This is a genomic window from Staphylococcus sp. FSL W8-1268 (genome assembly GCF_038003965.1).
In the GTDB taxonomy this organism is placed as follows: Bacteria; Bacillota; Bacilli; order Staphylococcales; family Staphylococcaceae; genus Staphylococcus; species Staphylococcus hominis.
Genome location: NZ_JBBOQE010000001.1, coordinates 533776 through 560319 on the forward strand (window position 1 = coordinate 533776; position 26544 = coordinate 560319).

A 26544-nucleotide genomic window follows, 5' to 3' on the forward strand; every position below is an offset into this window, starting at 1 on the left:
AGATAAATAGGGAGGAAAAAGAAATGAATTTAGCTTGGAAAGAAATAAAATTTTATAAGTTTCGATATATATTAATTATGCTAATCATCTTCTTACTAGGGAGTATGGTATTATTTATTAATGGTTTAGCTCAAGGTTTAGCGAGAGAAAATGTGTCATTTTTAAATAATCAAAATGCACAAACATATATTATTGAAAAAATGAAAGAACCTAAAATTGAAAAATCACAACTTGATTCAAATCAACAAAATAAGATAGAAGATATTATAAATCAACAAGCAACACATCTTGGACCACAAACATTAAAATTAAAACAACAAGATCAAGATATTCTTACGTTCTCTACTTCTAAAGAAGATCGTCCCTCTTTAAAAGAAGGTCGCTATCCTAATCATTCATATGAAGTTGCAATAAATGATAAATTAACGGGACAAGATGTAAAAAAAGGAGATATGATTAAGTTTAAAGGTCATAAAGAAGCTTATAAAGTAAGTGGTATTATTGAAGATACAATGTATTCTCATAGCTCAATGGTTATGATGAATCATTCAGATTTTAAAGCACTTAATAAAAATTATTCTACATTCTACCCAGTTAAAGAATTAAGTAACAAAGATAAAAATAGAATTAATGATATTTCTAATGTAACAACTGTTAGTGAAAAAACATTGACTGATAACATTGCAAGTTACCAAGCAGAACAAATGCCATTGAATTTAATGATAATTAGTTTGTTCGTGATTACAGCAATTGTATTAAGTGCATTTTTTTATGTTATGACCATTCAAAAAATCTCACAAATAGGTATATTAAAAGCAGTAGGTATTAAAACGAGACATTTATTAAGCTCATTAATTATAGAGATTATTTTAACTACCATGGTTGGTGTTATTTTAGCCACAGTACTTATTTTAATATTAAGTTTAATTATGCCAGTTACGATGCCATTTTATTTAGGTTACGGTACAATTTTATTAATGATTGTTATTTTTCTTATTGTAGGATTTATCGGTGCCTTACTATCATTTATCAAAGTAGTAAAAGTGGATCCAATTGATGCTATTGGAGGTATGGAATAATGACATTAAAACTCGAACATATTAGTAAAACATTTGGAGAAGGTTCAGCGAAGACAAAAGTATTAAAAGATATTAATTTAGAAGTTCAACCAGGAGAGTTTATTATTTTAAATGGTGCATCAGGTTCAGGTAAATCGACATTATTAAATATATTAGGTGGGTTGTTAACACCTACTGATGGTAAGATATTATATGAAGGTCATGACTTATATTCAAATTATAAAAATAGTACAGAATTAAGACTTAATGATATTGGTTTTATTTTTCAAGCGTCACATCTTGTGCCTTATCTAACGGTTGAAGAACAACTCACTGTTATTGCTAAGGAAGCGGGAGTAAATAAAAAAGAAGCCGTTTCAAATGCTAAATATTTATTAACAGAAATTGGTCTCAAAGATCGTTTGAATGCATTTCCACATATGTTATCAGGAGGAGAAAAGCAACGTGTAGCAATTATGCGTGCCTTTACAAATAATCCTAAAATCATTCTTGCAGATGAACCAACAGCAAGTTTAGATGCAAGTCGTGCTACGAAAGTAGTAGAGATGATTAAGGAACGTATAAAATCTGAACAGATGGTAGGTATTATGATTACACATGACGAGCGATTATTTGACTATGCTGATCGCGTTGTAAAATTAGAAGACGGCAAAATACTTAATTAAAAAGTGAATAGTATTCATACTATGGAAAAGTCTGGATCATATAAGAAAATGATCCAGACTTTTTGTATATTAAAGTAATATCCAAATTGACGCTATAAATACTCCGACTAAATACAAAGTCAAAAGTAATTTATATTGATATATAAGTGCAAGAAAATCTCGTAAGAGCGCTTTATCTAGAAAATGATAAGGCGTTGAACTTCCTAATCCTATTATTTTTATATTTAACTTTTGTGCAAAACGTAAGGCTCTTAAAATATGAAATTGACTCGTCACGCATAAAATACTAGGGACATTTTCAAACGATGTATTAATGAAAGATTTAGAATATAAAAAGTTCTCATATGTACTGCTTGATTGTGATTCCATCAATATTGAAGAAGATGATACACCACATTTAATGAGATAATTCTTCATTGCTAAGGCCTCTGAAATTGGTTCGTCAGGACCTTGACCACCACTTACCAATATATTGCAATTATGCGACTGTACTTTATAGATTTCTAAAGCTCTATCCAGTCTAGAGGCTAGCATAGGAGTGACTGTTTCATTGAATATACCTGCGCCAAGTATAAGAATCATATCATATTGTTTATGGGTTTTAGCACGTTCAAATGCAGAAGAAAAAATTAAATATATAATGAAAGCGTAACAAGCACTAAATAAAATTAAAGCAATCCATAAAAACATGCCATTTAAAATAGGTAATGGTATTGTACTAAGATATATAAATATACTAATAAATAAGGTACCATTTATTAATCTACGAAACATTTTGTTTAAGAAATGGATTCCTTTTTTAATTTTAAATAGATGAGAATGTTTGACAAGCAAACCAATGGTAGAAATGATGATTAATATAAACAAACCAGTTGGTAGAGTCATGGTCATGATATTAATGAGATTAATGGTGAAACATAATATCACGCTTGTAATAAAAAAAGAAAGGGAGATAAAATATCTTATATTAAACAAAACACTTAGGATAATAATTAAAACAATAAATAATAAAATGATTGCTAGCATATTTAATAACCTCATATCTATTTATATATTTAAATGTAATGAAAGGGTCACAATTTAGCAACTATTATATTTTTCTATTTGTTTTCAACGTGGAAAATTATTGATATTATTTAACAGAGTATAAAAATTAACTGCACAATATATGAAATTATTTAAGTAAGGAGATTTGTAATGAGTAGAATCTCAAAAAATCATATTGAATTTATGAAACATTTCATAGATGAGACAAATACATTAACGTCTAAACTTTTAAAAGATCAACAAGTAAAATATGGTGTTTCTACTGAACAATCGAATGTACTACGATTACTCAGTCATCATCAAGCTTTATCTATAACGGAAATTACTGAAAAACAAGGGGTTAATAAAGCGGCAGTAAGTCGTCGTATAAAAAAATTAATAGAAAGTGACTTTGTTGCATTACAGAAGCCTAACAATAAAATAGATCAACGCTTAAAGTATATTGTTTTAACAGAGAAAGGGCGCCAATATACGGAAGAAAATAACGAAATTATAAGTCAAATTGTGAATGATATGGTTAAAGACTTATCTAGTAAGGATATAGAAAAAGCTCTGAGTGTGCTTTATATTATAGATGAACGTGTGAAGCATTTTAACGCTAAGGTAAAATAAACGTTAATCGGAAATTATCTCCACAAGAAAAAAGAGTTATAATATTTGTGTGAAAAATATAAATGACATTGCATCTTATGAGAGGAAGTTGATGACAAAATGAAACAATGTCCTTATTGTGGACAAGAATTAAATAAAAGTGATAGGCAATGTTCTAATTGCGGAAATATGATACCTAAAGAAAAAAATAAAGCAACATCGTCCTCTCAATCAGAACAATCTAATTTAAAATTTAAAAAGTTTATTCCTTGGGTCATTATAACTTTCATTATTATTTTAATTGGTATTGTTTTCATACTATTAAAAAATTTCAATTCTCCCGAAGCTCAAACCAAAATTCTTGTAAACGCAATTGATAACAACGATGCTCAAAAAGTAGCTACGTTAATTAGTACTAAAGATGTTCCTGTAGATGATGAAGAAGCAAGTGTTTATATTCAATATATTAAAGATGAAGTTGGAATGATGAAATTTATTCATGATGTCAAACACACAACAGATAAATTAAATAAAAGTAATCATGATTCTGCCTATATACAAACAAAAACAGATAAAAATGTATTAAAAATTAGTAAAAATGGAACGCGTTTTTTAATCTTTAATAATATGAGTTATAGACCACCTACAAAAACTGTTATTGTTAAGCCGAAAATAGATACAAAATATGAATTTAAAGCTGGTGGAAAACGTAGAGTCATTCATGCAAAGGCGAATCAAGCAACTTCTATTGGTAAATACATTCCAGGTGTTTATGCTATCGATGCTGAAAAAGACACAGAATATGGTCATTTTACAGGTCAAATGAAATTTGATTTTAGATATGCTAAAGGAAATACTGTGGAGGTTAATGAGAACTTTAACGAAGCTTCACTTAAAGTTAAATTAAAGGGTAAAAGTGACTTAGATAAAAATACATTGAAAGTAACTATTAATGATAAAGAAATGAAATATGATGCATCAAAAATATATGGTCCATATCCTCAAAATAAAGACATTAGTGTTTCAGCTACAGGTATGGTTAAAGACAAAACATTTACGTCTACAAGTAAAACAATAAAAGCAAAAGATTTAGGAAACATTAATAGTGCAATACTAGATTTTGATGAAGATAAAATTTTTGATTATGTTTCAAAGAAAACTGAAGAAGAAAACATACTTAGAGTTACGTTAGAACCATTTTTTAATCAATATACCTATGCGCTAAATTATGCTATTAATCAACAAAATTTTGAGATAATAAGTCCATTTCTAAAAAATAAGTCTGATGCATATATAGATATAAAAAATCATTTAAGTGATTCAAAGCATTTTGAATTCTCACAGTTGTTAAGTGCAACTCAAAGTGGAGATATTATTAAAGCTAAAGTACAACAAATTAATCAACGCGGAGAAATAGAATATGTCACTTATGAAATAGAAGAAGATAAAGATAATGGAATATTACAAATCATAAACATTAAATAGATTCTAAGGAGAATATTTAAATGGAACAAAGACATAACCAAGATAAGCATTCCTTGTTATTTATTATTATTCTAGGTATGTTGACTGCTATAGGACCGTTAGCGATTGATATGTTCTTACCTGGTTTACCTGAATTGAAAAATGATTTTAACACTACGACAGCTAATGCTCAATTGACACTATCGTTTTTTATGATTGGTCTTGGAATTGGTAATTTATTTGTAGGACCGATTTCCGATAGTGTGGGGCGTAAGAAACCTTTAATTATCGTTATGACCATTTTTACTCTTGCAAGTCTCGGAATCATATTTGTTCATAACATATGGCTTATGATTATCTTAAGACTTTTACAAGGTATTACCGGGGGAGGCGCGGCAGTTATTTCAAGAGCCATTGCAAGTGATTTATATAAAGGTAATGAATTAACTAAATTTCTATCTTTATTAATGTTAGTTAATGGTGTTGCACCGGTTATTGCGCCTGCGCTTGGAGGTATCATTTTAAGTGTAGCAGTTTGGAGAGTCGTATTTGTTATATTAACTATCTTCGGTATATTAATGATAATGGGAAGCCTAACGAAAATACCAGAATCTTTAAGTTTAGAGTATAGAGATAGCAGTGGTATCAAAGTGATATTTCAGAATTTTAAAAGCTTATTAGGTACACCACGATTTGTACTACCCATGCTAATACAAGGTGTTTCATTTATTTTATTGTTTAGTTATATTTCTGCTTCACCGTTTTTAGTTCAAAAAATTTATGGTGTATCCCCACTGCATTTTAGTTGGATGTTTGCTGGAATAGGAATAACATTAATCATCTCTAGTCAATTAACAGGAAAACTAGTAGATTATATTCATACGCAAACACTTTTAAGGTTATTGACATGTATCCAAATTATTGGTGTATGTATTGTTTCGTTAACGCTCATCCAACATGGACCATTCATTTTTTTAGTGATTGGTTTTATAACATTAGTAGCTCCAGTTACAGGTGTAGCTACTTTAGGGTTTTCTATTGCGATGGAGGAAAGTACCACTGGTAATGGTAGTGCTTCGAGTTTATTAGGGCTTGTGCAATTTTTATTTGGAGGTATTGTTACACCTTTGGTAAATGTAAAAGGGGAATATAACAGTACACCTTATCTAACAATCATTATTAGTGCAATTGTGATCCTTATTATTTTACACCTTATTAATTTTAAAGTGTTTAAAACAAAAAGATAAATAAATAGGGAGCAAAACAAAATTTAATTTGATTCTGTCTTGCTCTCTTCTTTATTATCTTTGTAACTTAATTGTATTGGATAATAAAGAATTTGCTACTTCTTTAGGACTTTCTTGGCAACCGCTTCTTAGCCAGTAAAGAATTACTCCAATTTGACCGCTAATTGTATAAGAAATAAAAAGCTCTCTATTTTGAATTAAAGTTTCATTTTCAGTTAAAATCTTATCGTAATATTTCTTGGTAATATCTAAGTAGTCCATAACTAAACTTCTATTTGGATTTGAGATAAAAATAGCGTGAAAAAAAGATTTCTTTCTATATATATATATGAGAATAATATGGAAGAACTTAAATACTTTTTCAGGCTCTTTTTTTATATTGTGAAAATTATTAGAAAGTGCTTTTAATAATTTTTCATACTTATTTAAATGGTAACTTTGGATTGTAGACAATAAGTCGTATTTATCCTGAAAATTATCATAAAAGGTTGAACGATTAATTTTACATTTTGCACATATCATTTTAATTGAAATTTGTTCGAAAGGATAATCTTCTAGCAAATCGATCATACTTATTATAATTTTATATTTCGCTTTTAATTTCATGTATGTCACCTAAATTAAAAAGAATAACCGACAATTTTTTAAGTTTTGTTGGTATTTTTTTTATTGATATGTCTTTATAATATATAAAGTGATTTTTAAAAGCAAATAGGAGGAAAGTTCAATGAAGAAAATGGTGTTAATCAATATCATTACTATCGTTGCTTTAGTTATTATCGGAGTAGTTGGATTTTATTTCTATCATAATGCAACTAGCTATGTAACCACTGATAATGCTAAAGTTGACGGTAATCAAATTAAAATTGCGAGTCCAGCATCTGGACAAATTAAATCTTTTGACGCAAAACAAGGCGATAAATTGAAAAAAGGTGACACAGTGGCAGAAGTAACTGCTCAAGGTCAAGATGGTCAAACTCAAGATCAAAAAATTAAAATGCCACAAGATGGTACAATTGCTAAAACTGATGGAATGGAAGGCTCTATCGCTCAAGCAGGTTCACCAATTGCTTATGCATATAATTTAGATGATTTATACATTACAGCTAATATCGATGAAAATGATTTAAGCAGCATTGAAAAAGGCGATAAAGTTGATGTAACAATCGACGGTCAAGATTCTAAAATCGATGGTAAAATTAAAGAAATCGGAAAAGCAACTGCAAATAGTTTCTCATTAATGCCATCATCAAACAGTGACGGTAACTATACTAAAGTTTCACAAGTGATTCCTGTGAAAATTTCTTTAGATTCACAACCATCTAAAAATGTTGTTCCTGGAATGAACGCTGAAGTTAAAATCCATAAAGACTAAGGAGGTCATAAAATGACAGTGACCTTCATTATTGGATATATCGTTGCAGCGGTCATTTTAGTTGGTTTAATTAATTTATTCGTGTTGAAATCACGTAATAAATCTAAGTTAAATCAATCAAAGGGACAACAAGTAAATGAAGAATCTAAGAGTCAAAATAATCCATCTAAATTTAAAATGAGTGACTTAGAACAAAATAACGATGCAAAGAATGCATCATCTTCTCAGATCAGTGAAGAGAAAAAACGTTACTTTAATAATGATCAATCTCATTATAAGGAAGATAACGATATCAATAATGATAAAAGAAAAAATCATTTTGAAGAAGAACAAGAGCAACAAGATTCATCTTCAGAACAAATTCATCCTGAGCAAAAGCAAACTTCATATTCCTTACACTACTCAGACGATGAACAACACAATGCTCATGCTGAAGATACAGTAAACCATAATGATAGAGATGTTAATAATCAACATCTTTCCAAAGATTCTATTTATGAACCTATTAATCCTGATTCCCAAGAAGGACGTGTGAACGAACGTATAAAAGACCAAACACAAGATTTTGTCTTCGGTGCAGGGATTACAAGAGGTAAAATTTTAGCTGCTATGTTGTTTGGTATGTTTATCGCAATTTTAAACCAAACATTACTTAATGTAGCTTTACCTAGAATTAATACAGAGTTCAATATTTCTGCTTCAACTGGGCAATGGTTGATGACAGGATTCATGTTAGTAAATGGTATTTTAATACCAATAAGTGCGTTTTTATTTAATAAGTATTCATATCGTAAGCTATTTTTAATAGCGCTTTTATTATTTACAATCGGCTCATTAGTTTGTGGTATTTCAACTAACTTCCCAATTATGATGGGAGGACGTGTTTTACAAGCAATTGGTGCAGGTATATTAATGCCATTAGGATCTAATGTAATTGTTACTATTTTCCCACCTGAAAAACGTGGTGTGGCAATGGGAACAATGGGTATCGCAATGATTCTTGCTCCAGCGATTGGACCAACATTATCTGGTTACATCGTCCAAAATTATCATTGGAATGTTATGTTCTATATGATGTTTATCTTAGGATTACTTGCTTTCTTATTTGGATTAGCATGGTTCAAAATTTATCAAAAAACAATCAATCCCAAAGCAGATTATCGTGGTATCGTATATAGTACAATTGGATTTGGTGCTTTATTATATGGCTTTAGTGAAGCTGGTAATAAAGGATGGGGTTCAACTGAAATCATTATAATGTTTATAATTGGTGCTGTTTTCATTATCTTATTTGTTATTCGTGAATTAACAATGAAAGTACCAATGCTTAATTTAGAAGTACTAAAATCACCAACATACACACTTACTACTGTTATAAACATGGTAGTAATGATGAGTTTATTCGGAGGTATGATTTTATTACCATTATATCTTCAAAATTTACGTGGTTTCTCAGCATTAGATTCTGGTTTACTATTATTACCAGGGTCATTATTAATGGGTGTATTAGGACCTGTGGCTGGTAAATTACTTGATACTATTGGTCTTAAACCACTTGCTTTATTCGGTATTGCAGTGATGACTTACGGAACGTATGAATTAACAAAATTGAATATGGATACTTCTTATCTTCATATTATGAGTATTTATGTAATACGTTCGCTAGGTATGGCATTTGTTATGATGCCGTTAATGACTGCAGCTATCAATGCTTTACCACCTCGCTTAATTTCTCATGGTAATGCGTTCTTAAATACGATGAGACAATTAGCTGGTTCAATTGGTACTGCAATTCTTGTTACTGTAATGACAACTCAATCTACAAATCATCTTAATGCATTTGCAACTGAATTAGATAAAACTAATCCAGTCATTCAAGATCATGTACGTGAAATGGCAGCGCAATATGGAGGTCAACAAGGCGCATTACAAGTTATCTTGACTTATGTAAATAAATTAGCCTCAATTGAAGGTATCAATGATGCGTTTTGGATTGCTACAGCATTAAGTGTCTTAGCATTCATTTTAAGTTTATTCTTAAAAGGTAAAAAAGGTGCTGAAGCTGAACATGAGAGATTGATGAGTAAAGAAAGTAATAAATTTTAATAAATAAAAAAGGTATTGGACATATAAAACGTTCAATACCTTTTTTTATTTTATTAAATATAAAATGAGATTACATTTCTATTTGATTCTAGGATGACGATTTCTAAAGAAAAAGCTTATAAATAATAACGCTAAACTACTTGAAAGTAAGATCAGTGCATTGTGAATAGCATCTGCTTCAGTAATAATTTGATTTGGTGGTAAATCTAAGAAAAAGTGATGCAAGTTCTGAGAGATTTGCTTTCCTAACATTTGAATTGTATAACTAAAGGAAAAAGCAATCATTAACGCAACAGCGATAATGATGAAATTAATCACTTTTAAAATCGTTCTATTAAATACAATGGTTAAAATTGAAATAATCATGCTGCCAATACATAAAACGAAAAATATATTAAAGGCTAGAATAAATTTATCGATTACACCTTGTAAGTTAGCGACTTCACTAATATTAATATTGAGTGGTCCAATCTGAGTAGTTGTATTTTGAAAATTTTTAATCTCAGAGAAATCAATCGCTTGATTTGCAAGAACAAAATTTAGAATAGGTTGTTTATACATGCTATAACAAGTAATCCCTACAAGTATAAGAATGATGATATGTATAATTAAACTTATCCACGAATTTTTCTTTTTACCATAATAAGCTTGTTGGTTAACACGAGCATATGGGGGGCGGTTTGTTTGATATCTATTAGGGTTTTGCATTATTATTACTCCTTTGCCGTCATTCATTTGTTTTCTATAGTTGACTCATTTATACTGAATTTAATGTATAATAGGCAATTATATGAACTAGATTGCTCATTTTTAATCATATAAATAGTATTATATCGTTTTTTTAGCTGTCTGTAATAAAGTTTGATTAATTTTACAAATTTATAAGGTAGGTAAAATGTTATGAAAACACGTATGGTAAATAGAATTGTTAATAAATATTTACTACATAATCGCTCAATTCAGTTTAAGAGTAAAGACGAATTTGAATCGTTTATGGAGCGTAGAAAAGATATTAATAGAGCGAAACATAAGCAACCTCCAACTTTAAATGTGAAAGCAAATCTTGATAAATTATCTTTAGGAGATATGCAAGTGTTTAGATTTAATTTTCGTCACGAAACTAAAAAGAAAATTTTGTATATTCATGGTGGATACAACACATTACAACCTTCTCCATTCCATTGGAGATTAATGGACAAACTTGCACTCAACACTTTATATGAGGTCGTTTTACCGATATATCCTAAAGCACCAGAGTTTCATCTTAAAGATACATTTAAAGCAATTAATAATGTATATGAATCGTTATTAAGTGAAGTTAATAATGAAAACATTGTTATTATGGGTGATGGAACTGGTGGAGCACTTGCACTGAGTTATGTACAACAATTAGTAGAAAATGGCAAACCTTTACCATATAAACTATGTTTAATTTCTCCAATGCTTGATGCAACAATGACAAATCCTCAAATTACTGAAGATTTGGTTGAAAAAGATCGTTTTGTGAATATTCAAGGACTTCAAAACATAATGAATGTGTGGAGTGATAAAGAACCATTATCAAATCCTTTAATTTCTCCGATATATGGAATAAAACAAGGATTACCACCAATTATAATGTTTGGCGGGGGTAAGGAAATTTATTATCCAGATATGCAACGTTTGGCATATGAATTGGAAACGCATAACCAATCTATACAATTTTTTGAGTATCCAAAAATGTTTCATGACTTTGCGTTATTCCCAATTCATGAATCTCATAAGGTAATTAAACAAATTAATAAGGCAATTCGTGAATAATGATAAGGACTAAAGTAGAATCGAATTAGATTTTACTTTAGTCCTATATTTTTATATTGAGTATTTATTGACTTGCAATAATAATTCACTAATAATATCATGCTGACCTTTACAATGATAATAAGTATCGAGAGATTGTGCCAAGCTTAAGTTTTCTTTGGATTCATAAGTTGTAGTATGTAACTCTATTACATTTAAAAGTTGTTGTTCAACGTCTTGAGAATGTCTTTTTAGATTAGCAATTAAATCATTTTCATCCGTAGTCGTTTTAATTTCTCTATCTAATGCTTCTATCGCTTGTTTTTGTCCTTGGTAAAAACTGATATTAAATGATCGTTGAATGAGCTCTTGACTTGGTCCATTCATAAATAATGAACGGTTTTCATTTAATTCAATCAAATGCATTTTAAGTGTGTCACTAAGATCAAATAGTGTGTTTTCTAAGATTTCAGAAATAGTGTCTGTCATTATGCCTCTCCTTTCTTTGGAATGCCGATTTGATGTCCTAATGATTTAGGCCAACGCTTATCATATTGAGAATCATAGTATATTTGGATATTAGATTTATAATGTGCGGGGAAAGAAGCAGGGCGGCGTGTTAAACGATTAATACCCATCATCATTATTTCGCTTGTTGCAGCTAAAGTTTCATCATTTTTAAATAATTCTAAAAAGAAGTGAACACGTTTTTCATCATAATCATAAATACGAACACGAACTGAAAACGATTCTTCGAAGTGTAATTCCTTTAAATATGCTGTATGTTCTTCGACTGTAAATGTTGTATAATTAAGCGCTTCTCTTTCTTTTAATGATAAACCATTATAATGATTAAATTCACTAATAACTTCACTGAAAACTGAATTATATTCTGCATCATGCATATGTTGGTTAAAATCGACTTGAGAAGATACTACACTCTTATGAATAATAAATGGATAGTTCATAATATTTTATCCCTTCTTTAAAATTTTATAAAAATACTTTACTAACATAAAATAACACATACACAATATTTAATTCATGGTAGAATGATAACCGTATGGTTAAATAGGAGGAAACAGAAAGATGACCATGATTATTCGATATCAAACTAAGGACGAACCACTAACTCAAGTTGAACAAAGCAGTGATGTACCTAATGATGCTACTATTGTGTGGTTGGATTTTGAAGATGCAACATCCGAAGAAAATGATTTTTTGATTGAAAACTATAATTTTAACTATTTAGAATTAGAAGATGCTATTAAAGGGGTACCACGAGTTAAATATAAATCTTATGATGTTTACCAATACATGGTATTTCATAGTATGCATAAAGATAATTTTACTCCTATAGCATTGAACGTATTTCTAGACGGAAAAACATTAATTACTTATCATCAACATCATTTTGAATCGTTAATGGAAGTTGTCAAGATGAATGCTCGTAAACATGATCCAGATTTAGATTGTGCTGATATCGTTATACATATCCTTGATATGATGGTAGATAAATATTTTGATTTTGTTTATACCATTGAAGATGAGGTATACAACTTTGAAGACGCGCATGTAGATGATACACATAGTAAAAAAGTAATGGATAATGTCTTTCAATTACGTTCTAATCTTATAAAAATAAAACGTGTATTATTCCCAATGCAAGAACTTGTGAATACAATTAAGACTGAAGGTAACTTAATTGTAGATTATAAACATTCAATGTATATTCAACATATTGATGATCATATTATTAAACAAAATAATATTATTAGAACCTCTCAAGAAATGACAAATGAAATTCGAGAAAATTTTGAATCTTATTCTTCTTTTAGAATGAATAGTATTATGCAAGTATTGACACTCGTGTCAGTTATATTTTCTCCTTTAACATTTATAGTAGGCGTATATGGAATGAACTTTGAATATATGCCAGAGTTAAAATGGCACTATGGTTATTTTATTTGTTTAACTATAATGTTACTCATTTCAATTGCATTAATTCTCTTTTTTAAAAAGAAAAAGTGGTTTTAATATAGAACATAGTTTAAAGAAAGTAGGTTGTTACATGAGAGATATCCAAAGAGAGCAAAGAAAAAATGAACATGTAGAAATTGCAATGGCCCAACAAGATGTCCCTCAATCAGATTTTGACCGTATGAGGTTTGTACATCATTCAATTCCAAATATCAATGTGAATCAAGTGGATTTAACGAGTCATACTTCAAATTTTGATATGACATTTCCCTTGTACATTAATGCAATGACAGGTGGAAGTGATTGGACTAAGACAATTAATGAAAAGTTAGCAGTCGTTGCTAGAGAAACAGGCTTAGCTATGGCTGTAGGATCTACGCATGCAGCTTTAAGAAATCCTAAGATGGCTGAATCATTCAGCATTGTACGTAAAACAAACCCTGAAGGCATTATATTTAGTAATGTAGGGGCAGATGTACCAGTAGATAAAGCTGTTAAAGCAGTTGAATTATTAGACGCACAAGCTTTACAAGTACATGTGAATGCACCACAAGAATTAGTGATGCCAGAAGGGAATAGAGAATTCTCGACATGGTTAGAAAATGTGGAAGCAATTGTTCAACGCGTAAGTGTACCTGTTATCATTAAAGAAGTAGGATTTGGCATGAGTAAAGAATTACTACAATCTTTAGTAAATATAGGCGTAACGTATGTAGATGTGAGTGGAAAAGGTGGCACTAATTTTGTCACAATAGAAAATGAGCGTCGTTCAAATAAAGACATGGATTACCTTTCAAATTGGGGCCAATCGACTGTAGAATCATTACTTGAAAGTATAAGTTATCAAAATAAACTAAATGTATTTGCAAGTGGTGGATTACGAACACCTTTAGATGCAATTAAAAGTTTAGCTTTAGGTGCAAAAGCTGTTGGCATGTCACGTCCATTTTTAAATCAAGTTGAACATGCTGGTATTACTAGTACCATTGAATATGTAGAATCATTTATAGACCATATGAAATCTATTATGACAATGCTAGATGCTAAAGATATTAATGATTTAAAACAAAGTAAAATTGTTTTTGATAGTAAGTTAATGTCTTGGATAGAGCAAAGACATTTAAAAGTTGAACGTGGATAATATTAATCGCTTTTGAAGAAGGACGACCTTTTCAAAAGCGATTTTTTATTGAATGAGGTGTTACTTCCATGTTTCTTCTGGTAATAGACAATCGGATTTTCTCATTCTAGAGACATATGGATTTCCTTTAACAGTATATCTTAAGTGTTTTTCTGTCCATTCACCTTTATTTGGGATACCTATACGTGCACTTTCTTCAATCTCTCTAGGAAATTTTCTATTCTTTACATCAATAGATAAACGACATTGATTAATTGTTGAACCATCTATTGCTCTAGGAATATTAAATGCTTTAGTCCACTTTCCCGGACCATTTGTAAGTTCGAAACCAGATTTATTTCGGTTGATTTTCATACCTTCGATACCATCATCAGGTTCAACTGCACGTATTAAGACACCTTCTGGGATACCTTCTTCACGTGTTACTAAATTAATAAGTAAATGCGTATGCATAACATGGCCATATATGGTTCCGCCACGTTCATATAAAGAAGTGACTTTAGGCGTTTGTTTCCCACCAAATCCATGTGCTGCTTTATCTTTAAAACCTAAATAAGCTTCTGTTTCGACGATATAGCCACTATAAGTTTGTGTATGATCTTGATAACTAATTTTAACGCCTAATAAAGATTTAGCCGTTTCAATTGTTGGTTTATTTACAAAGTCCAATATAAATACCTCTTTCTTTAAATGAATCATTTGGATGCTTGTTTAAACTTTTTAATAATTTTATTATAGTGGAAAATGATAGAGTTAGAAAATATTAAATGCATTGATAGAGAATCAAAAAACATCTAATAGATAACGTTTACATTTTTAAATTTATATAAAACCTATGGAATATTAATTAAAAAAGTGTAACAATAAGTATTGATGATAAAGTCAAAGTTTAAAAGTAATAGATGAAATTTAAAGCAGTTTGCTACAATGAAACTAACTTTTCAAAAGTTGGTGAATAAACAAATGATATATTCAATTTTTATTTTTGTATTATCAGGTCTCTGTGAAATTGGTGGAGGCTATCTAATTTGGTTGTGGTTAAGGGAAGGGCAATCAAGTTGGTTAGGATGTATTGGTGGACTAGTACTTGTCTTATATGGTGTGATTGCTACATTTCAAGTGTTTCCAACCTTTGGACGTGTCTATGCAGCATATGGTGGAGCGTTTATTATAATGAGTATCATATGGTCATTTGTATTTGATAAACAAATTCCAGATAAGTATGATGTCTTAGGTGCTGTTGTATGCATTATTGGCGTATTAATAATGATTTTACCAAATAGAGCCTGATCAAGCGTGTTGAGAGGGAGACGTAAGTAATGATAGTTGAAGTAGAGAATCAAAATCATGGTATAGATTTAATTAAAATAGATAATGACGATACGTATATTGTATTTACAAACTATGGAGCACGAATTGTTTGTTGGAAATATCATGATAATAATATTGTGTTAGGTAATAAGGTAGAAGCGGATGAATTTTACCCCGAAAATCCATATAAATTTGGAGCTACTATTGGTCGATATGCAGGACGTATTGAAAATGCTTCTTTTAATTTAAACAACAAATATTATCAATTAGAAGCAAATGAAATGACTAATCAACTTCACGGTGGTAGTAATGGTTTAGATAGACGATTGTTTGATTATGAAATACAAAATAATATAACAAATATTAAAGTTATATTTAAACTTCAGATACAATCAAAAGAGGATGGTTATCCTGGAGATATGATGATTAAGGTTATACATACATATGATGTTGAACATCGCTGGACGATTGAATATAAAGCAACATCAAATGAAGATACATTATTCAATCCTACAAATCATGTGTACTTTAATCTAAATAGAGATAATAATGTCATTGATAATCACTCTATAATAAGTGAACAATTAAAAATGTATCCTATTGATCAGAATCATCTTATTTCCAGTCAACAACCTATTGATTTATTAGAACGATTTAATCATCGTCCTATTCAATTTCAAGATATTTTTAATTCTGAAGATAAACAAATTAAAGAACAAATCCATTTTAATAAAGGACTCGATCATCCATTTGATATTGGTCATCATCGTCTTATCGTTGAAAATAACGAGTTTGCGTTAGATGTAGAAACAACAATGACTAATATAGTGATTTTTACTTTTAACGATACATCAGAATGGAAGAGTGATTTTAATATTTATAAACCTCATTCAGGTGTAGCGGTAGAAACACAATACTTACCTAATGATATTAATAATGAGGGTAATAAAGCTAAATCAATTCTAAAAGCTAATGTTCCATTTTATGCGAAGACAATATATCATATTTCAGAAAAATAACTTTATTTTTATTCAGAAACATACCACTATGACATTAAGTGATAGAGGTATGTTTTTATTTATTCATTGCTTTTTCTTTTAATAATTTCAATTTTTCAATACGTTTAGGAGATAAGTAAGGATTATTAATGGCTTGATTTAAACGGTCTATATTTTCGCGGTCATTATAATAAATATCATTCAAATTTTGAACAGATAAGCGTGTAGGAGATTCGGCAGTTTTAAGGAGTAATAAATGATCTTGTTGCTGCACATAACCTTCTTTTAAAACACGCATATAAAATCCTGTTTTACCGGAGGATGACATCCGCTTAACTAAATGTTTAATACCATACTTTCTTTGAATCTTCCAGCAAGGTTCTCGTATTTCAGAAACTTCTACAATTGCCTCTCCTAATTGATATTGATTTCCAAAATACACATCATTTTCATCAAGGTCAACGAGAGTTAAATTTTCACCAAACATTGCATAATCAGGTAGTATATTAATATCATTTTTATACATTGAATAATTTTCCTTACTAAAACAACAAACAGCTTTGTGTGGACCACCATGGTCTTTATAAGCTTGTTCATCCTCACTGAACCCTGTATAAGATAACCACATTTTTCCAGAAAACATTGTTTTATTTAAAGCAGAATGCATTGGACGTTTTTGATCATAGTTTAAAGTTTCAATTTTACCAGTTGAAATAGCATATACCGGAATCATGTTATGCTCTCCTTTTTTATAATATCTGTTATTTTACTATATTTTTAAAAAGTATAAAAATTTTTTTGATAAATTAAATGAATGTAAAATAGACCTAGGTATTTTAAAAAGGCTAGTGTAAAATAATAAATGAGTATATGAAAAGGAGTTATAGTACCGATGAAGGATGCGAAAGAACTCAAATTAATGACGACAGATGATGCAGTGGCTCAAATTCAAGATAATATGATTCTTGGAATTGGAACAGGAAGTACAATTGAACTATTGATCCCTAAGATTGCAGAGCGTATTCAACAAGATAATTTAAATGTTACAGGTGTATGTACATCTAATAAAAGTGAATTTCTTGCTAAACAATATAATATTAATGTGGTTGATATTAATGATATTACTTATATAAATTTAGCTATTGATGGTGCAGATGAAATTGATTCAGATTTAAACCTTATTAAAGGAGGCGGAGGTGCCTTATTCAGAGAGAAAGTCATTGATGAAATGGCAAGAAAATTTATCGTTTTAGCAGACGAAAGTAAAATGGTAAATTACTTAGGTGAAACCTTCAAATTACCTATTGAAGTTGATAAATTTAACTGGTTACTTGTATCTAAAAAAATTGAAGCATATCATGATATCTCAGTCGAACGAAGAATGAATGAGGATATACCATTTATTACAGATAATGGAAATTATATTTTAGACTGTGAATTAAAAAGTAAGATAGATCCTTATCAATTACATGAATTTTTAATTCATCTCACAGGTGTGCTAGAAACAGGTTATTTTTTAGATATGACAACACAAGCGATTATTGGCACTCAAGAAGGAATTAAAGTAATTAATAAGAAGTAAAAAAGAGAGGAACATGTTTAAGTTCCTCTCTTTTTATTTATTAGATTTATTGATATCATTGATTTCTTCTTTTACATCATCCACTACAGATGAGCGTCTATCTTCTGCATATTTAGAAGATGATTTTAAATGATGATCACCGTCTTGGACTTCAGATTCATTAGTCTGTGTATGAGTCACATTATTTTCTTGTAACGATTGATGTAACGTTTCTTTTTTGTCCAATTCACTATTAGATGTCTTATTTGAATCATCTGTGTCATCATTTACATGGTCTAAATAATTATTAGGTTCTACTTCATCTAATGATTGGTTTGTTGTTTTATATAAGATAAAGCGAATGACTAAACTTAAAAGAATGAAAATAATACCAACAATTGTAGTACTTAAAGCAATGACTTTCATAGAGAATAAGTCACCAGTTTCTTCGCTAAATAAGAATACTTGAGCAAATGTCATTGCAGCATGGAATAGCATTGCAATATAAATCGTACGACCTTTAGTTGCTCTAATTAATTCACCGACAATCATTGAAAACATAAATGTATATAAGAAGTGATAACCTGCATATTGCATTCCATATGTTGTGTTAATAGTCCAAATAGAATACATTAAACCTACAATGATTGAAGCAAAAAATGTATTGACTTTACTTTCAACAATATTTTGTAAATATGAACGGAATCCAAATTCAGCAAAGAAAGCCATGAAAATATGACCAACAATAATTGTAAATACAGATACTGATAAATCATTGGCTTGTAATAAAATAAAACTATCAGCAAATCTATTGAAACTCATCATTCCAATAATAAAAATAATGAGTGGCAAAATTAACGCAAGTATTATACGTTCAATAACTCTAATATCAATAGAGAAATTCAAACCAGCTAGTTGAGTACGCTTATTTTTAAATGCAATAATACAAATTATTGCAGCAATAAAAGGCGCTAAATTATTAATACTAAACACAAAACGTTTAATACCAATAGATGCTTGAAAGTCTCGCAGGATTAAAGACAATGCCATTGTAACAACGAAAAATACAAAAATTGTTAAAGCCCATTGAAATCCTGAAATACGTTTCGTCTTCATGTATGTAACCTCCATTAGGGTAACCATATATATATTCTTTCCTTAATATTATACATATTACAAGGGGATAAATAAATTGTCCATTTTAAATATCATTAAAATGTAATAGTATTGAATTATTTTTAAATTTTTGAAACTAATATTTAATGTCTGAATCATAAATTAAAGGGTGAATAATTTAATAAAAATGGGTATTGATTGTATAAAATATGTTATATGATTAAGGTAACCTTAAATAATTAGGAGGCATCTATTATTATGTACAGTAAAAGCAATCCAAAACTATGGAAAGGAAGAGTAGATAGTCAAAATGATCCTAAGCAGTTCAAGCATTTTCAGACCGTCACATTTGATAATTTAGAAAATATAGAAAATCAATTTGATAAAGTTGGTGTAGGTTTGTTAGGCTATGCCGTTGATAAAGGGATAGAACTGAATGAAGGAAGAATTGGTGCTAAAAAAGGACCAGACGAAATAAAAAAAGCTTTTGCTCAATTACCGGATTTAAGTGAATGTGAATCTCTTGTTGATTATGGAAATGTAGAATATACAAAAGGTTCTCTAAGTGAAGTTCAAGAAGAAATGGGGCGTTTGGCTGCTCGAGTTATTCAACAGCATCACCAATCTTTTTTTATTGGTGGAGGACATGATATCGCATACGCACAATATCTAGCAACGAGACACATTTATCCTGATGCTTCTATTGGCATTATTAATATCGATTCACATTTCGAGACGCGTGCTGATGTACAATCTAATTCTGGTACAATGTTCAGACAAATTTTAGAAAAAGATGATAATATTGATTACTTAGTTTTAGGTTTATCTCAAGGTAGAAATACACGTTCTTTATATGAATATGCTGAAGAAAAAGGAATTATCTATGTATATGCAGATGAAATTTTAAATGATTTGTCTCCAACCATTAAAGATAAAATTGAACGTTTTATTCATCAGCATGAAACGATTATGTTTACAATTAGTATGGACGCCATCGATAGTGCATTTGCGCCTGGAGTAAGTGAACCTACTGTACTCGGATTGAATCCTCATTCTGTATTTAATATAGGTAAACGCGTCATATTAAGTGGAAAAACGTCTTCTATTAGTATTGCTGAAGTTAATCCAAATTATGATATTGATCATCGTACTGCTCAACTTGCAGCGAATTTTATTCACCATTTTATAGAGTAGTTATTTTAAAAATCGAAGTGAACTTTTAGATAAGAGTAGTCCACCATTCTAAGTAATGGATATCTACTCTTATTTAGTTATAAGAAAAGTTTGATAATTATGATACTATAGACTATACAACATTTTATTGGACTTAGAGAAAGGGAAGTGACATTGATGACAAGTTTTAACGACGTTGTAAAATGGAGACGCATGTTTCATCAATATCCTGAGTTATCAAAATACGAATATAAAACGACGCAACGTATAAAAGATATATTAACTTCATACAATATTAAAATGATTGACATTCCAATGGAAACGGGTCTAGTAGCAGAAATAGGACAAGGAGAAAAGTGTATCGCTGTTCGTACTGATATTGATGCGTTACCTATTCAGGAGCAAGTTAGTCAAGACTTTACTTCTACTAATGATGAAGTGATGCATGCTTGTGGACATGATATTCACATGGCTAGTATCTTAGCTATTGCTACCAAGTTAAAAGAAGAAGAAGAACAATTAAATGGAAGAGTAAGGTTTTTATTTCAGCCAGCCGAAGAACTTGGATATGGAGCTAAAGTCATGGCTAAAACCAATGCACTAGATGATGTACAAGCGATTATTGGATTTCACAATTATCCAACATTAGATATTGGAGAATTTGCCATTAAATCAGGTCCTATTACTTCTGCTGTAGATCGTTTTGAATTTAAAATTCATGGCAAAGGAGCTCATGCTGCCAAGCCAGAGCAAGGCAATGACCCTGTAATGGCGTTAGGGCAATTAATTACAAGTTTGCAAACAATTATTAGTCGTAATTTATCTGCCTTTGATAGTGCTGTCATTACAATAGGAGAAGTGTCTTCAGGTAATACTTGGAATGTTATAGCAGATAATGCTTATGTTCAAGGTACGGTACGTTCATTCAAACCTGACGTACAAGATTATATTGAACAACGTATGCATGACATTGCTAAAGGATTAGAACAATTATTTAATATAGAGATTGAATTAATTTATACACGTTTACCAGGCGCAGTTATTAATGACGTAGAGCTTACAAAACATGCTAAAGAAGCGGCAAAAAAAGTAGGATACACAGTAATTGATTTAGAACATCCGTATACAATTGGAGAAGATTTTTCTGGTTTATTAGAGCATCATCCAGGGGTATTTGCATTTATTGGATCGAATAGCGAATATGATTTACATCATCCAAAATACAATCCAGATGAACGTATTTTAGAAAAAATACCTGATTACTTTATAGAACTGATTTATCAATTATTAGCATAATATTTATTAGAAAATTTTTGGAATTATGATTTAATTACTATTTAATGTGGTAAACCAGTATTGAGTGATTAAATAGGAGATGATTTTAATGGGTGCACAAGATCCAAGAACTAAATTTAAAGATTCTGATTATAAAAAACAAGAACAAGAAACACCAGGTTATCAATATAAAATGTCACCTAAACCAGATTGTGGTGAAGAATCATATGAAGGTCATGGTCGTTTACAAGATTATAAAATGCTTGTAACTGGTGGCGATTCAGGTATTGGACGTGCAGCAGCAATTGCTTATGCTAAAGAAGGTGCTGATGTAGTTCTTAACTACTTACCAAGTGAAGAACAAGATGCACAAGAAGTTAAAAAAGTCATCGAAAAAGCTGGAAGAAAAGCAGTGCTTATCCCTGGAGATGTGAGAAATGAGCAGTTTAACTATGATTTAGTAAAACAAGCTTATAATGAATTAGGTGGCTTAGACAACATTACTCTTGTTGCAGGTCATCAACAGTATCATGATGATATTCATGGATTTACAACTGAACAATTTGCTGAAACATTTGAAACAAATGTGTATCCAATTTTTTGGACTGCTCAAGCAGCAACTAAATATTTAAAACCAGGTGCTTCAATTACAACGACATCTTCAGTGCAAGGGTATAAACCTGCTGCAATTTTACATGATTATGCCGCTTCTAAAGCAGCAATTATTTCATTAACAAAAAGTCTTTCTGAAGAATTTGGAGATAAAGGTATTAGAGTGAATAGTGTAGCGCCAGGACCATTTTGGTCACCTTTACAAATCAGTGGTGGACAACCTCAATCAGCAATACCAGAATTTGGCCAAGCTACTCCACTAGGTCGTGCAGGTCAACCTGTTGAATGTGTGGGACCATATGTATTATTTGCTTCAGAAGATGGTAGTTATTTAACTGGTCAAGTTCATAGCGTTACTGGTGGTATTCAAATCGACTAATTTAGTAAAATGTTAAGTATACTGGCGAGAGATTTTTAGAAATCTCTCGCTTTTTATTTTATAAAGGAGAATTAAAAATGAAAGGGATTAATCCAAATCAATTATCAGATATTCAAAATTATAAATTATTAAGTGGTTCAGTTATACCTAGACCTATTGCGTTTGTAACATCGGAAGATGAAAAAGGTAATTTAAACGGTGCACCATTTAGCTTTTTCAATGTAGTGAATAATAAGCCACCTATGATAGCAATTGCAGCACAAAGAAGTAATGGTAAGCGTAAAGATACTGCTATAAATATTGAAAAAACAAAAGAATTTGTTATGCATATTACAGATGAATTCAATATTGAAGATATCAATGAGACGGCTGCACCTTTAAAATACGAAGACAATGAATTAGAACGCACATCATTGACTCTTATCAGTTCATCTATTATACAGACGCCTGCTGTGAAAGAAGCTAATATTCGTTTTGAATGTAAATTAGATCAAATGATTCAATTAGGTACTAAAAATGATGGTGCTGATTTAATTATAGGAGAAGTTGTTATGTATCATATAAATGAAGATGTCTATTTTGAGGATAGTAAAATTGATTTTAATCAGCTTAAACCCGTAGCACGTTTAGCAGGAAATAATTATTCTAAACTCGGAGACACATTTACAATTGAACGTCCAGAATCATAATAATATGAATTTTACATGTAATTGTATTGACGATGATACATGAATCTTGTACCTTTAAATATAAATTCAATTAGTATTAATGAAAGTAGGTTAAATATGGGAGAAGGTAATAAAGGGCATGCATGGGCACTACTACCTCTTGTGCTATTTATTGCATTATTTTTAGGAATAGGAATCGCTACTGGAGATTTTAGTAATATGCCTTTAAATGTTGCGATAACGATTACTGTGATTGTAGCATTAATGATGAATAGAAAAGAAAAATTTTCAAAAAAGATTGAAATATTTACCCAAGGAGCAGGGCATTCAAATATTGTCCTAATGGTTTTCATCTTTATCTTAGCAGGTGCATTTTCAACTACTGCTGAAAAAATGGGTGGTGTTACGTCTACAGTTAATTTAGGACTATCACTCATACCACAAAATTTTATTATTGTAGGATTGTTTATAATTTGTATGTTTGTCTCTATCTCTATGGGAACCTCAGTTGGAACGATCGCAGCACTTGCACCTGTAGGATTTGGATTTTCTCAGGCAACTGATATTTCAGCTATGTTAGCGATGGGAACAGTAGTAGGCGGTGCGATGTTTGGTGATAATTTATCAATGATATCAGATACCACAATAGCAGCAGTACGTACTCAAAAAACAAAAATGAGCGATAAGTTTAAAGTTAATTTTTGGATTGTTTTACCAGGTGCAATTCTAACAATTATCATTTTATTTTTCTTAACAAATGGTGTACATGTTGATCATTCTAAGCAATATGATTATAACTTAGTGAAAGTCATTCCTTATATTTTAGTGCTTGTTTTAGCCGTCATTGGTGTGAATGTTATCGTAGTTTTAATTAGTGGTACTATACTTTCTGGAATCATTGGTCTTATTGATGGTTCTTTCAATTGGAAAGGTTTATTAACTGCTATATCAAAAGGAATTATTGGAATGGAAGATATTGCAATTATAGCTTTACTTATTGGTGGGCTTGTTGGTCTTATTCAACATAACGGCGGTGTAGAATGGTTGCTTAATTTTGTGAAATCGAAAGTGAAATCGAAACGTGGTGCTGAATTTGGTATCGCTAGTCTTGTGAGTGTAGCGGATATCGCTACAGCAAATAACACAATTTCAATTATTATGTCAGGACCATTGGCTAAAAATATTGCCGACGAGTATGAAGTAGATCCTCGTAAATCAGCAAGTCTTCTTGATATTTTTGCTGGATGTTTTCAAGGTCTGTTACCCTATAGCCCTCAACTTATTGCAGCAGCGGGTGTCGCTGGAATATCTCCTTTTAGTATGATGCCATATTGTATTTATTCAATTTTATTAGGCATTTGTGGAATTCTAGCAATTGTATTTAGATTTCCACGTCTTAAGACGAAATAAATGATATATAACAAGTTAAAATCATCTAAATTTATATTTTTTTTAATTTCTGATAGTTGAAATTTTGGTAGTATTTATAAATGCGTTAAAATATAACTAAGAGTGAAAGTAGGTGAGATGAGTGGCAAAATATAATGTAGAAAATGAACAAGTTGAGATTCATATTGAGCGTTTATTTAAATATTCTCCAGAATTGGTTTATAGTGCTTGGACAGATATAAACTTATTAAAGCAATGGTTTATGACCTCCCAACGAACAAATAAGTTATTTGATGCAGATATTCATGAAGGTGGACAATATCGTATAGTAGATGCTCGTAATGGTAAACAAAATGTAATTCAAGGTAAATATGAAGAATTAGTATCCGATGAATATATCAAAATGACTATTGGAATGCCAGAATTAAGCGATAGTCAAGATGTTATTGAAGTAGAATTTGAAGAGCGTGAATCAGGCGGTACGCAAATGTTCTTTTACTATCAATCTATAGTAGAAAAAGAACGTCGTTTAACGGCTTTAGAATATAAACATAAAAAGAAAGAATATCATGATTCTACTGCACATGGTTTAGAATTAATGTTTGATCGAATGAATGAAGTTTTAGATCAATATGTAGAGGACAATGATATGTTACTTTAATTAAAATGAAAAGACCTATTGAGTAAGAGTAAGTTATTACTTAATAGGTCTTTTTATTTATTATAATTCACCGTTTTCTTTTCGCTCATTATATTTTCTTAGTAGCGTTTCAAAGAAGATATGATAATTAATAAAGCTAGAATAATCTATATCATTGTATAAATAAAATGTATGACTAGAAACGTAAACATTATAATTTGCCTTTTGTGCTAATGTATTGTCTTTCATGGTTGTAACAGAAATAAAATAACGTTGGCGCAATTGAAGTAAATTAGTAATCTCAGTTAATTGGTGAGTTTCTCCAGATAAAGAAATCACAAAAAATAAGTCATCTTCATTAGAGTAGTTAAGTACCATTTTAATCTCATGTTCATCATGCAATACAATTACATTTTTATGCATAGTTAATAAGATACGTTGTGCCTCTTCAGCTACATTTTTCTGAGCTCGTCCAGTACCATATAAGTATACATTGGTAGCTTTATCAATTTTTTCAGTAATAAGGTTAAAATTTACCCTTTCTAGGTAAGTAAATGTTGTTTCAATTTCTTGTTTAAATTGTTTGATTGAATCGGTAGGAACTTCATGTAAAGATTGACTTTCAAATTTTAAATAAGATTTAAAATCACTATAGCCATCAAAGCCTAATTTACGGGTGAAACGATGAATCGTTGCGTTTGATGCATGTGTATATTGTGATAGTTCTTGTATTTTTAAAGTTTTACATTGTTCTATATGTGTATTAACAAAATGAGCTATATGAAGGTCATTGTCATTTAATTTATCAAAGTTAGCATTAACTCTCTCATCTAATAACATATAAACACCTCAAGTTATAATATTGAAAATTTTTTCATCTATAGAAAATATAAACTGATTATACAAAAATATTTCAAAATGAGTCAATGCCATTGTATATATGAAAGC

At 30.2% G+C, this 26544-nt stretch carries 28 protein-coding genes; 19 read left to right on the forward strand and 9 right to left on the reverse strand.

What is annotated here, in order from left to right; all coding sequences use genetic code 11:
• Positions 1–23: 23 nt before the first annotated feature.
• Positions 24–1079 carry an ABC transporter permease gene (locus tag NST64_RS02455; protein WP_049417698.1) on the forward strand — a complete coding sequence of 352 codons (1056 nt, stop codon included), beginning with the start codon at positions 24–26 and terminating at the stop codon, positions 1077–1079.
• A complete protein-coding gene (locus NST64_RS02460; RefSeq protein ID WP_002448319.1) occupies positions 1079–1744 on the forward strand; it encodes an ABC transporter ATP-binding protein in 666 nt (221 codons plus the stop codon). The genes NST64_RS02455 and NST64_RS02460 overlap by 1 nt, the downstream gene beginning before the upstream one ends.
• Positions 1745–1813: 69 nt before the next feature.
• On the opposite strand, the gene NST64_RS02465 is transcribed toward NST64_RS02460, so the two are convergent.
• A complete protein-coding gene (locus NST64_RS02465; protein WP_049417700.1) occupies positions 1814–2770 on the reverse strand; it encodes a YdcF family protein in 957 nt (318 codons plus the stop codon).
• 171 nt (positions 2771–2941) lie between these two features.
• Here NST64_RS02465 and NST64_RS02470 point away from each other — a divergent pair, with 171 nt between their 5' ends.
• From NST64_RS02470 to NST64_RS02480, 3 genes are all read left to right on the forward strand, one after another.
• Entirely contained in the window at positions 2942–3403 is a 462-nt protein-coding gene (locus tag NST64_RS02470) for a MarR family winged helix-turn-helix transcriptional regulator (protein WP_002448483.1), read from the forward strand.
• 99 nt (positions 3404–3502) lie between these two features.
• Positions 3503–4867 carry a TcaA NTF2-like domain-containing protein gene (locus NST64_RS02475; RefSeq protein WP_049417702.1) on the forward strand — a complete coding sequence of 455 codons (1365 nt, stop codon included), beginning with the start codon at positions 3503–3505 and terminating at the stop codon, positions 4865–4867.
• Between the two features lie 20 nt (positions 4868–4887).
• Positions 4888–6093, forward strand: a complete 1206-nt coding sequence (locus tag NST64_RS02480; protein WP_002448360.1) for a multidrug effflux MFS transporter — start codon at positions 4888–4890, stop codon at positions 6091–6093.
• A 54-nt stretch (positions 6094–6147) separates the two neighbouring features.
• Here the strand turns inward: NST64_RS02480 and NST64_RS02485 are convergent, their stop codons facing one another.
• Positions 6148–6699 carry a TetR/AcrR family transcriptional regulator C-terminal domain-containing protein gene (locus NST64_RS02485; RefSeq protein WP_049417704.1) on the reverse strand — a complete coding sequence of 184 codons (552 nt, stop codon included), beginning with the start codon at positions 6697–6699 and terminating at the stop codon, positions 6148–6150.
• A gap of 121 nt (positions 6700–6820) precedes the next feature.
• Here NST64_RS02485 and NST64_RS02490 point away from each other — a divergent pair, with 121 nt between their 5' ends.
• Positions 6821–7468 carry an HlyD family secretion protein gene (locus NST64_RS02490; RefSeq protein WP_002448529.1) on the forward strand — a complete coding sequence of 216 codons (648 nt, stop codon included), beginning with the start codon at positions 6821–6823 and terminating at the stop codon, positions 7466–7468.
• Positions 7469–7480: 12 nt separating this feature from the next.
• Complete coding sequence (locus tag NST64_RS02495; RefSeq protein ID WP_049417706.1) at positions 7481–9574, forward strand: DHA2 family efflux MFS transporter permease subunit; 2094 nt, start codon at positions 7481–7483, stop codon at positions 9572–9574.
• 78 nt (positions 9575–9652) lie between these two features.
• On the opposite strand, the gene NST64_RS02500 is transcribed toward NST64_RS02495, so the two are convergent.
• Positions 9653–10282 carry a hypothetical protein gene (locus NST64_RS02500; RefSeq protein ID WP_002448359.1) on the reverse strand — a complete coding sequence of 210 codons (630 nt, stop codon included), beginning with the start codon at positions 10280–10282 and terminating at the stop codon, positions 9653–9655.
• Positions 10283–10474: 192 nt separating this feature from the next.
• On the opposite strand from NST64_RS02500, the gene NST64_RS02505 reads away from it, so the two are divergent.
• A complete protein-coding gene (locus tag NST64_RS02505) occupies positions 10475–11374 on the forward strand; it encodes an alpha/beta hydrolase fold domain-containing protein (protein WP_002488799.1) in 900 nt (299 codons plus the stop codon).
• Between the two features lie 51 nt (positions 11375–11425).
• Here NST64_RS02505 and NST64_RS02510 read toward each other — a convergent pair whose 3' ends face one another.
• Both NST64_RS02510 and NST64_RS02515 read right to left on the reverse strand, forming a co-directional pair.
• Positions 11426–11842, reverse strand: coding sequence for a hypothetical protein (locus tag NST64_RS02510; protein WP_002448421.1), 417 nt, complete (start codon positions 11840–11842; stop codon positions 11426–11428).
• A complete protein-coding gene (locus tag NST64_RS02515; protein ID WP_002448563.1) occupies positions 11842–12321 on the reverse strand; it encodes a thioesterase family protein in 480 nt (159 codons plus the stop codon). Before NST64_RS02515 ends, NST64_RS02510 begins: the two co-directional genes overlap by 1 nt.
• Positions 12322–12442: 121 nt before the next feature.
• On the opposite strand from NST64_RS02515, the gene corA reads away from it, so the two are divergent.
• Together corA and fni are read left to right on the forward strand one after the other, a co-directional pair.
• Entirely contained in the window at positions 12443–13390 is a 948-nt protein-coding gene (corA, locus tag NST64_RS02520; RefSeq protein ID WP_049417709.1) for a magnesium/cobalt transporter CorA, read from the forward strand.
• A 34-nt stretch (positions 13391–13424) separates the two neighbouring features.
• Positions 13425–14474: a type 2 isopentenyl-diphosphate Delta-isomerase gene (gene fni / locus NST64_RS02525; protein ID WP_002448337.1), complete on the forward strand. Its 1050-nt coding sequence runs from the start codon at positions 13425–13427 to the stop codon at positions 14472–14474.
• Between the two features lie 60 nt (positions 14475–14534).
• Here fni and NST64_RS02530 read toward each other — a convergent pair whose 3' ends face one another.
• Positions 14535–15143, reverse strand: coding sequence for a DNA-3-methyladenine glycosylase (locus NST64_RS02530; RefSeq protein WP_002454970.1), 609 nt, complete (start codon positions 15141–15143; stop codon positions 14535–14537).
• Between the two features lie 294 nt (positions 15144–15437).
• Here NST64_RS02530 and NST64_RS02535 point away from each other — a divergent pair, with 294 nt between their 5' ends.
• On the forward strand, positions 15438–15764 hold the full coding sequence (locus NST64_RS02535; RefSeq protein WP_049417711.1) for a YnfA family protein: 327 nt from the start codon (positions 15438–15440) through the stop codon (positions 15762–15764).
• Between the two features lie 29 nt (positions 15765–15793).
• Positions 15794–16804: an aldose epimerase family protein gene (locus tag NST64_RS02540; protein WP_002448396.1), complete on the forward strand. Its 1011-nt coding sequence runs from the start codon at positions 15794–15796 to the stop codon at positions 16802–16804.
• Positions 16805–16859: 55 nt separating this feature from the next.
• Here NST64_RS02540 and NST64_RS02545 read toward each other — a convergent pair whose 3' ends face one another.
• Positions 16860–17516, reverse strand: coding sequence for an MOSC domain-containing protein (locus NST64_RS02545; RefSeq protein ID WP_002448618.1), 657 nt, complete (start codon positions 17514–17516; stop codon positions 16860–16862).
• A 159-nt stretch (positions 17517–17675) separates the two neighbouring features.
• Between NST64_RS02545 and NST64_RS02550 the strand changes: the two genes are divergently transcribed.
• A complete protein-coding gene (locus tag NST64_RS02550; RefSeq protein ID WP_002448572.1) occupies positions 17676–18365 on the forward strand; it encodes a ribose 5-phosphate isomerase A in 690 nt (229 codons plus the stop codon).
• 33 nt (positions 18366–18398) lie between these two features.
• On the opposite strand, the gene NST64_RS02555 is transcribed toward NST64_RS02550, so the two are convergent.
• The gene (locus NST64_RS02555) at positions 18399–19460 is read right to left on the reverse strand and encodes a CPBP family intramembrane glutamic endopeptidase (protein WP_002488800.1); all 1062 of its coding nucleotides are present in this window, start codon (positions 19458–19460) and stop codon (positions 18399–18401) included.
• A 258-nt stretch (positions 19461–19718) separates the two neighbouring features.
• On the opposite strand from NST64_RS02555, the gene hutG reads away from it, so the two are divergent.
• From hutG to NST64_RS02585, 6 genes are all read left to right on the forward strand, one after another.
• Positions 19719–20654, forward strand: a complete 936-nt coding sequence (gene hutG, locus NST64_RS02560) for a formimidoylglutamase (RefSeq protein ID WP_002488819.1) — start codon at positions 19719–19721, stop codon at positions 20652–20654.
• 156 nt (positions 20655–20810) lie between these two features.
• Positions 20811–21929 carry an amidohydrolase gene (locus NST64_RS02565; protein ID WP_002488744.1) on the forward strand — a complete coding sequence of 373 codons (1119 nt, stop codon included), beginning with the start codon at positions 20811–20813 and terminating at the stop codon, positions 21927–21929.
• 88 nt (positions 21930–22017) lie between these two features.
• Positions 22018–22899: an SDR family oxidoreductase gene (locus NST64_RS02570; protein WP_002488817.1), complete on the forward strand. Its 882-nt coding sequence runs from the start codon at positions 22018–22020 to the stop codon at positions 22897–22899.
• A gap of 77 nt (positions 22900–22976) precedes the next feature.
• On the forward strand, positions 22977–23588 hold the full coding sequence (locus tag NST64_RS02575; RefSeq protein ID WP_049417719.1) for a flavin reductase family protein: 612 nt from the start codon (positions 22977–22979) through the stop codon (positions 23586–23588).
• A gap of 96 nt (positions 23589–23684) precedes the next feature.
• On the forward strand, positions 23685–24977 hold the full coding sequence (locus NST64_RS02580) for a Na+/H+ antiporter NhaC family protein (protein ID WP_002448544.1): 1293 nt from the start codon (positions 23685–23687) through the stop codon (positions 24975–24977).
• A 121-nt stretch (positions 24978–25098) separates the two neighbouring features.
• On the forward strand, positions 25099–25617 hold the full coding sequence (locus tag NST64_RS02585; RefSeq protein WP_002448616.1) for an SRPBCC family protein: 519 nt from the start codon (positions 25099–25101) through the stop codon (positions 25615–25617).
• A 60-nt stretch (positions 25618–25677) separates the two neighbouring features.
• On the opposite strand, the gene NST64_RS02590 is transcribed toward NST64_RS02585, so the two are convergent.
• Positions 25678–26436, reverse strand: a complete 759-nt coding sequence (locus tag NST64_RS02590; RefSeq protein WP_002448387.1) for a MurR/RpiR family transcriptional regulator — start codon at positions 26434–26436, stop codon at positions 25678–25680.
• Positions 26437–26544: the final 108 nt, after the last annotated feature.

Bases quoted from the DNA above. Each gene is read 5' to 3' on its own strand.
- NST64_RS02515 (WP_002448563.1), bottom strand. From the start codon at position 12,321: ATGAACTATCCATTTATTATTCATAAGAGTGTAGTATCTTCTCAAGTC.
- NST64_RS02470 (WP_002448483.1), top strand. From the start codon at position 2,942: ATGAGTAGAATCTCAAAAAATCATATTGAATTTATGAAACATTTCATA.
- NST64_RS02455 (WP_049417698.1), top strand. From the start codon at position 24: ATGAATTTAGCTTGGAAAGAAATAAAATTTTATAAGTTTCGATATATA.
- NST64_RS02490 (WP_002448529.1), top strand. From the start codon at position 6,821: ATGAAGAAAATGGTGTTAATCAATATCATTACTATCGTTGCTTTAGTT.
- corA (WP_049417709.1), top strand. From the start codon at position 12,443: ATGACCATGATTATTCGATATCAAACTAAGGACGAACCACTAACTCAA.
- NST64_RS02505 (WP_002488799.1), top strand. From the start codon at position 10,475: ATGAAAACACGTATGGTAAATAGAATTGTTAATAAATATTTACTACAT.
- NST64_RS02565 (WP_002488744.1), top strand. From the start codon at position 20,811: ATGACAAGTTTTAACGACGTTGTAAAATGGAGACGCATGTTTCATCAA.
- NST64_RS02550 (WP_002448572.1), top strand. From the start codon at position 17,676: ATGAAGGATGCGAAAGAACTCAAATTAATGACGACAGATGATGCAGTG.
- NST64_RS02495 (WP_049417706.1), top strand. From the start codon at position 7,481: ATGACAGTGACCTTCATTATTGGATATATCGTTGCAGCGGTCATTTTA.
- NST64_RS02460 (WP_002448319.1), top strand. From the start codon at position 1,079: ATGACATTAAAACTCGAACATATTAGTAAAACATTTGGAGAAGGTTCA.
- NST64_RS02535 (WP_049417711.1), top strand. From the start codon at position 15,438: ATGATATATTCAATTTTTATTTTTGTATTATCAGGTCTCTGTGAAATT.
- fni (WP_002448337.1), top strand. From the start codon at position 13,425: ATGAGAGATATCCAAAGAGAGCAAAGAAAAAATGAACATGTAGAAATT.
- NST64_RS02480 (WP_002448360.1), top strand. From the start codon at position 4,888: ATGGAACAAAGACATAACCAAGATAAGCATTCCTTGTTATTTATTATT.
- NST64_RS02485 (WP_049417704.1), bottom strand. From the start codon at position 6,699: ATGAAATTAAAAGCGAAATATAAAATTATAATAAGTATGATCGATTTG.
- NST64_RS02465 (WP_049417700.1), bottom strand. From the start codon at position 2,770: ATGCTAGCAATCATTTTATTATTTATTGTTTTAATTATTATCCTAAGT.
- NST64_RS02510 (WP_002448421.1), bottom strand. From the start codon at position 11,842: ATGACAGACACTATTTCTGAAATCTTAGAAAACACACTATTTGATCTT.
- NST64_RS02475 (WP_049417702.1), top strand. From the start codon at position 3,503: ATGAAACAATGTCCTTATTGTGGACAAGAATTAAATAAAAGTGATAGG.
- NST64_RS02580 (WP_002448544.1), top strand. From the start codon at position 23,685: ATGGGAGAAGGTAATAAAGGGCATGCATGGGCACTACTACCTCTTGTG.
- NST64_RS02590 (WP_002448387.1), bottom strand. From the start codon at position 26,436: ATGTTATTAGATGAGAGAGTTAATGCTAACTTTGATAAATTAAATGAC.
- NST64_RS02570 (WP_002488817.1), top strand. From the start codon at position 22,018: ATGGGTGCACAAGATCCAAGAACTAAATTTAAAGATTCTGATTATAAA.
- NST64_RS02555 (WP_002488800.1), bottom strand. From the start codon at position 19,460: ATGAAGACGAAACGTATTTCAGGATTTCAATGGGCTTTAACAATTTTT.
- hutG (WP_002488819.1), top strand. From the start codon at position 19,719: ATGTACAGTAAAAGCAATCCAAAACTATGGAAAGGAAGAGTAGATAGT.
- NST64_RS02540 (WP_002448396.1), top strand. From the start codon at position 15,794: ATGATAGTTGAAGTAGAGAATCAAAATCATGGTATAGATTTAATTAAA.
- NST64_RS02545 (WP_002448618.1), bottom strand. From the start codon at position 17,516: ATGATTCCGGTATATGCTATTTCAACTGGTAAAATTGAAACTTTAAAC.
- NST64_RS02500 (WP_002448359.1), bottom strand. From the start codon at position 10,282: ATGCAAAACCCTAATAGATATCAAACAAACCGCCCCCCATATGCTCGT.
- NST64_RS02575 (WP_049417719.1), top strand. From the start codon at position 22,977: ATGAAAGGGATTAATCCAAATCAATTATCAGATATTCAAAATTATAAA.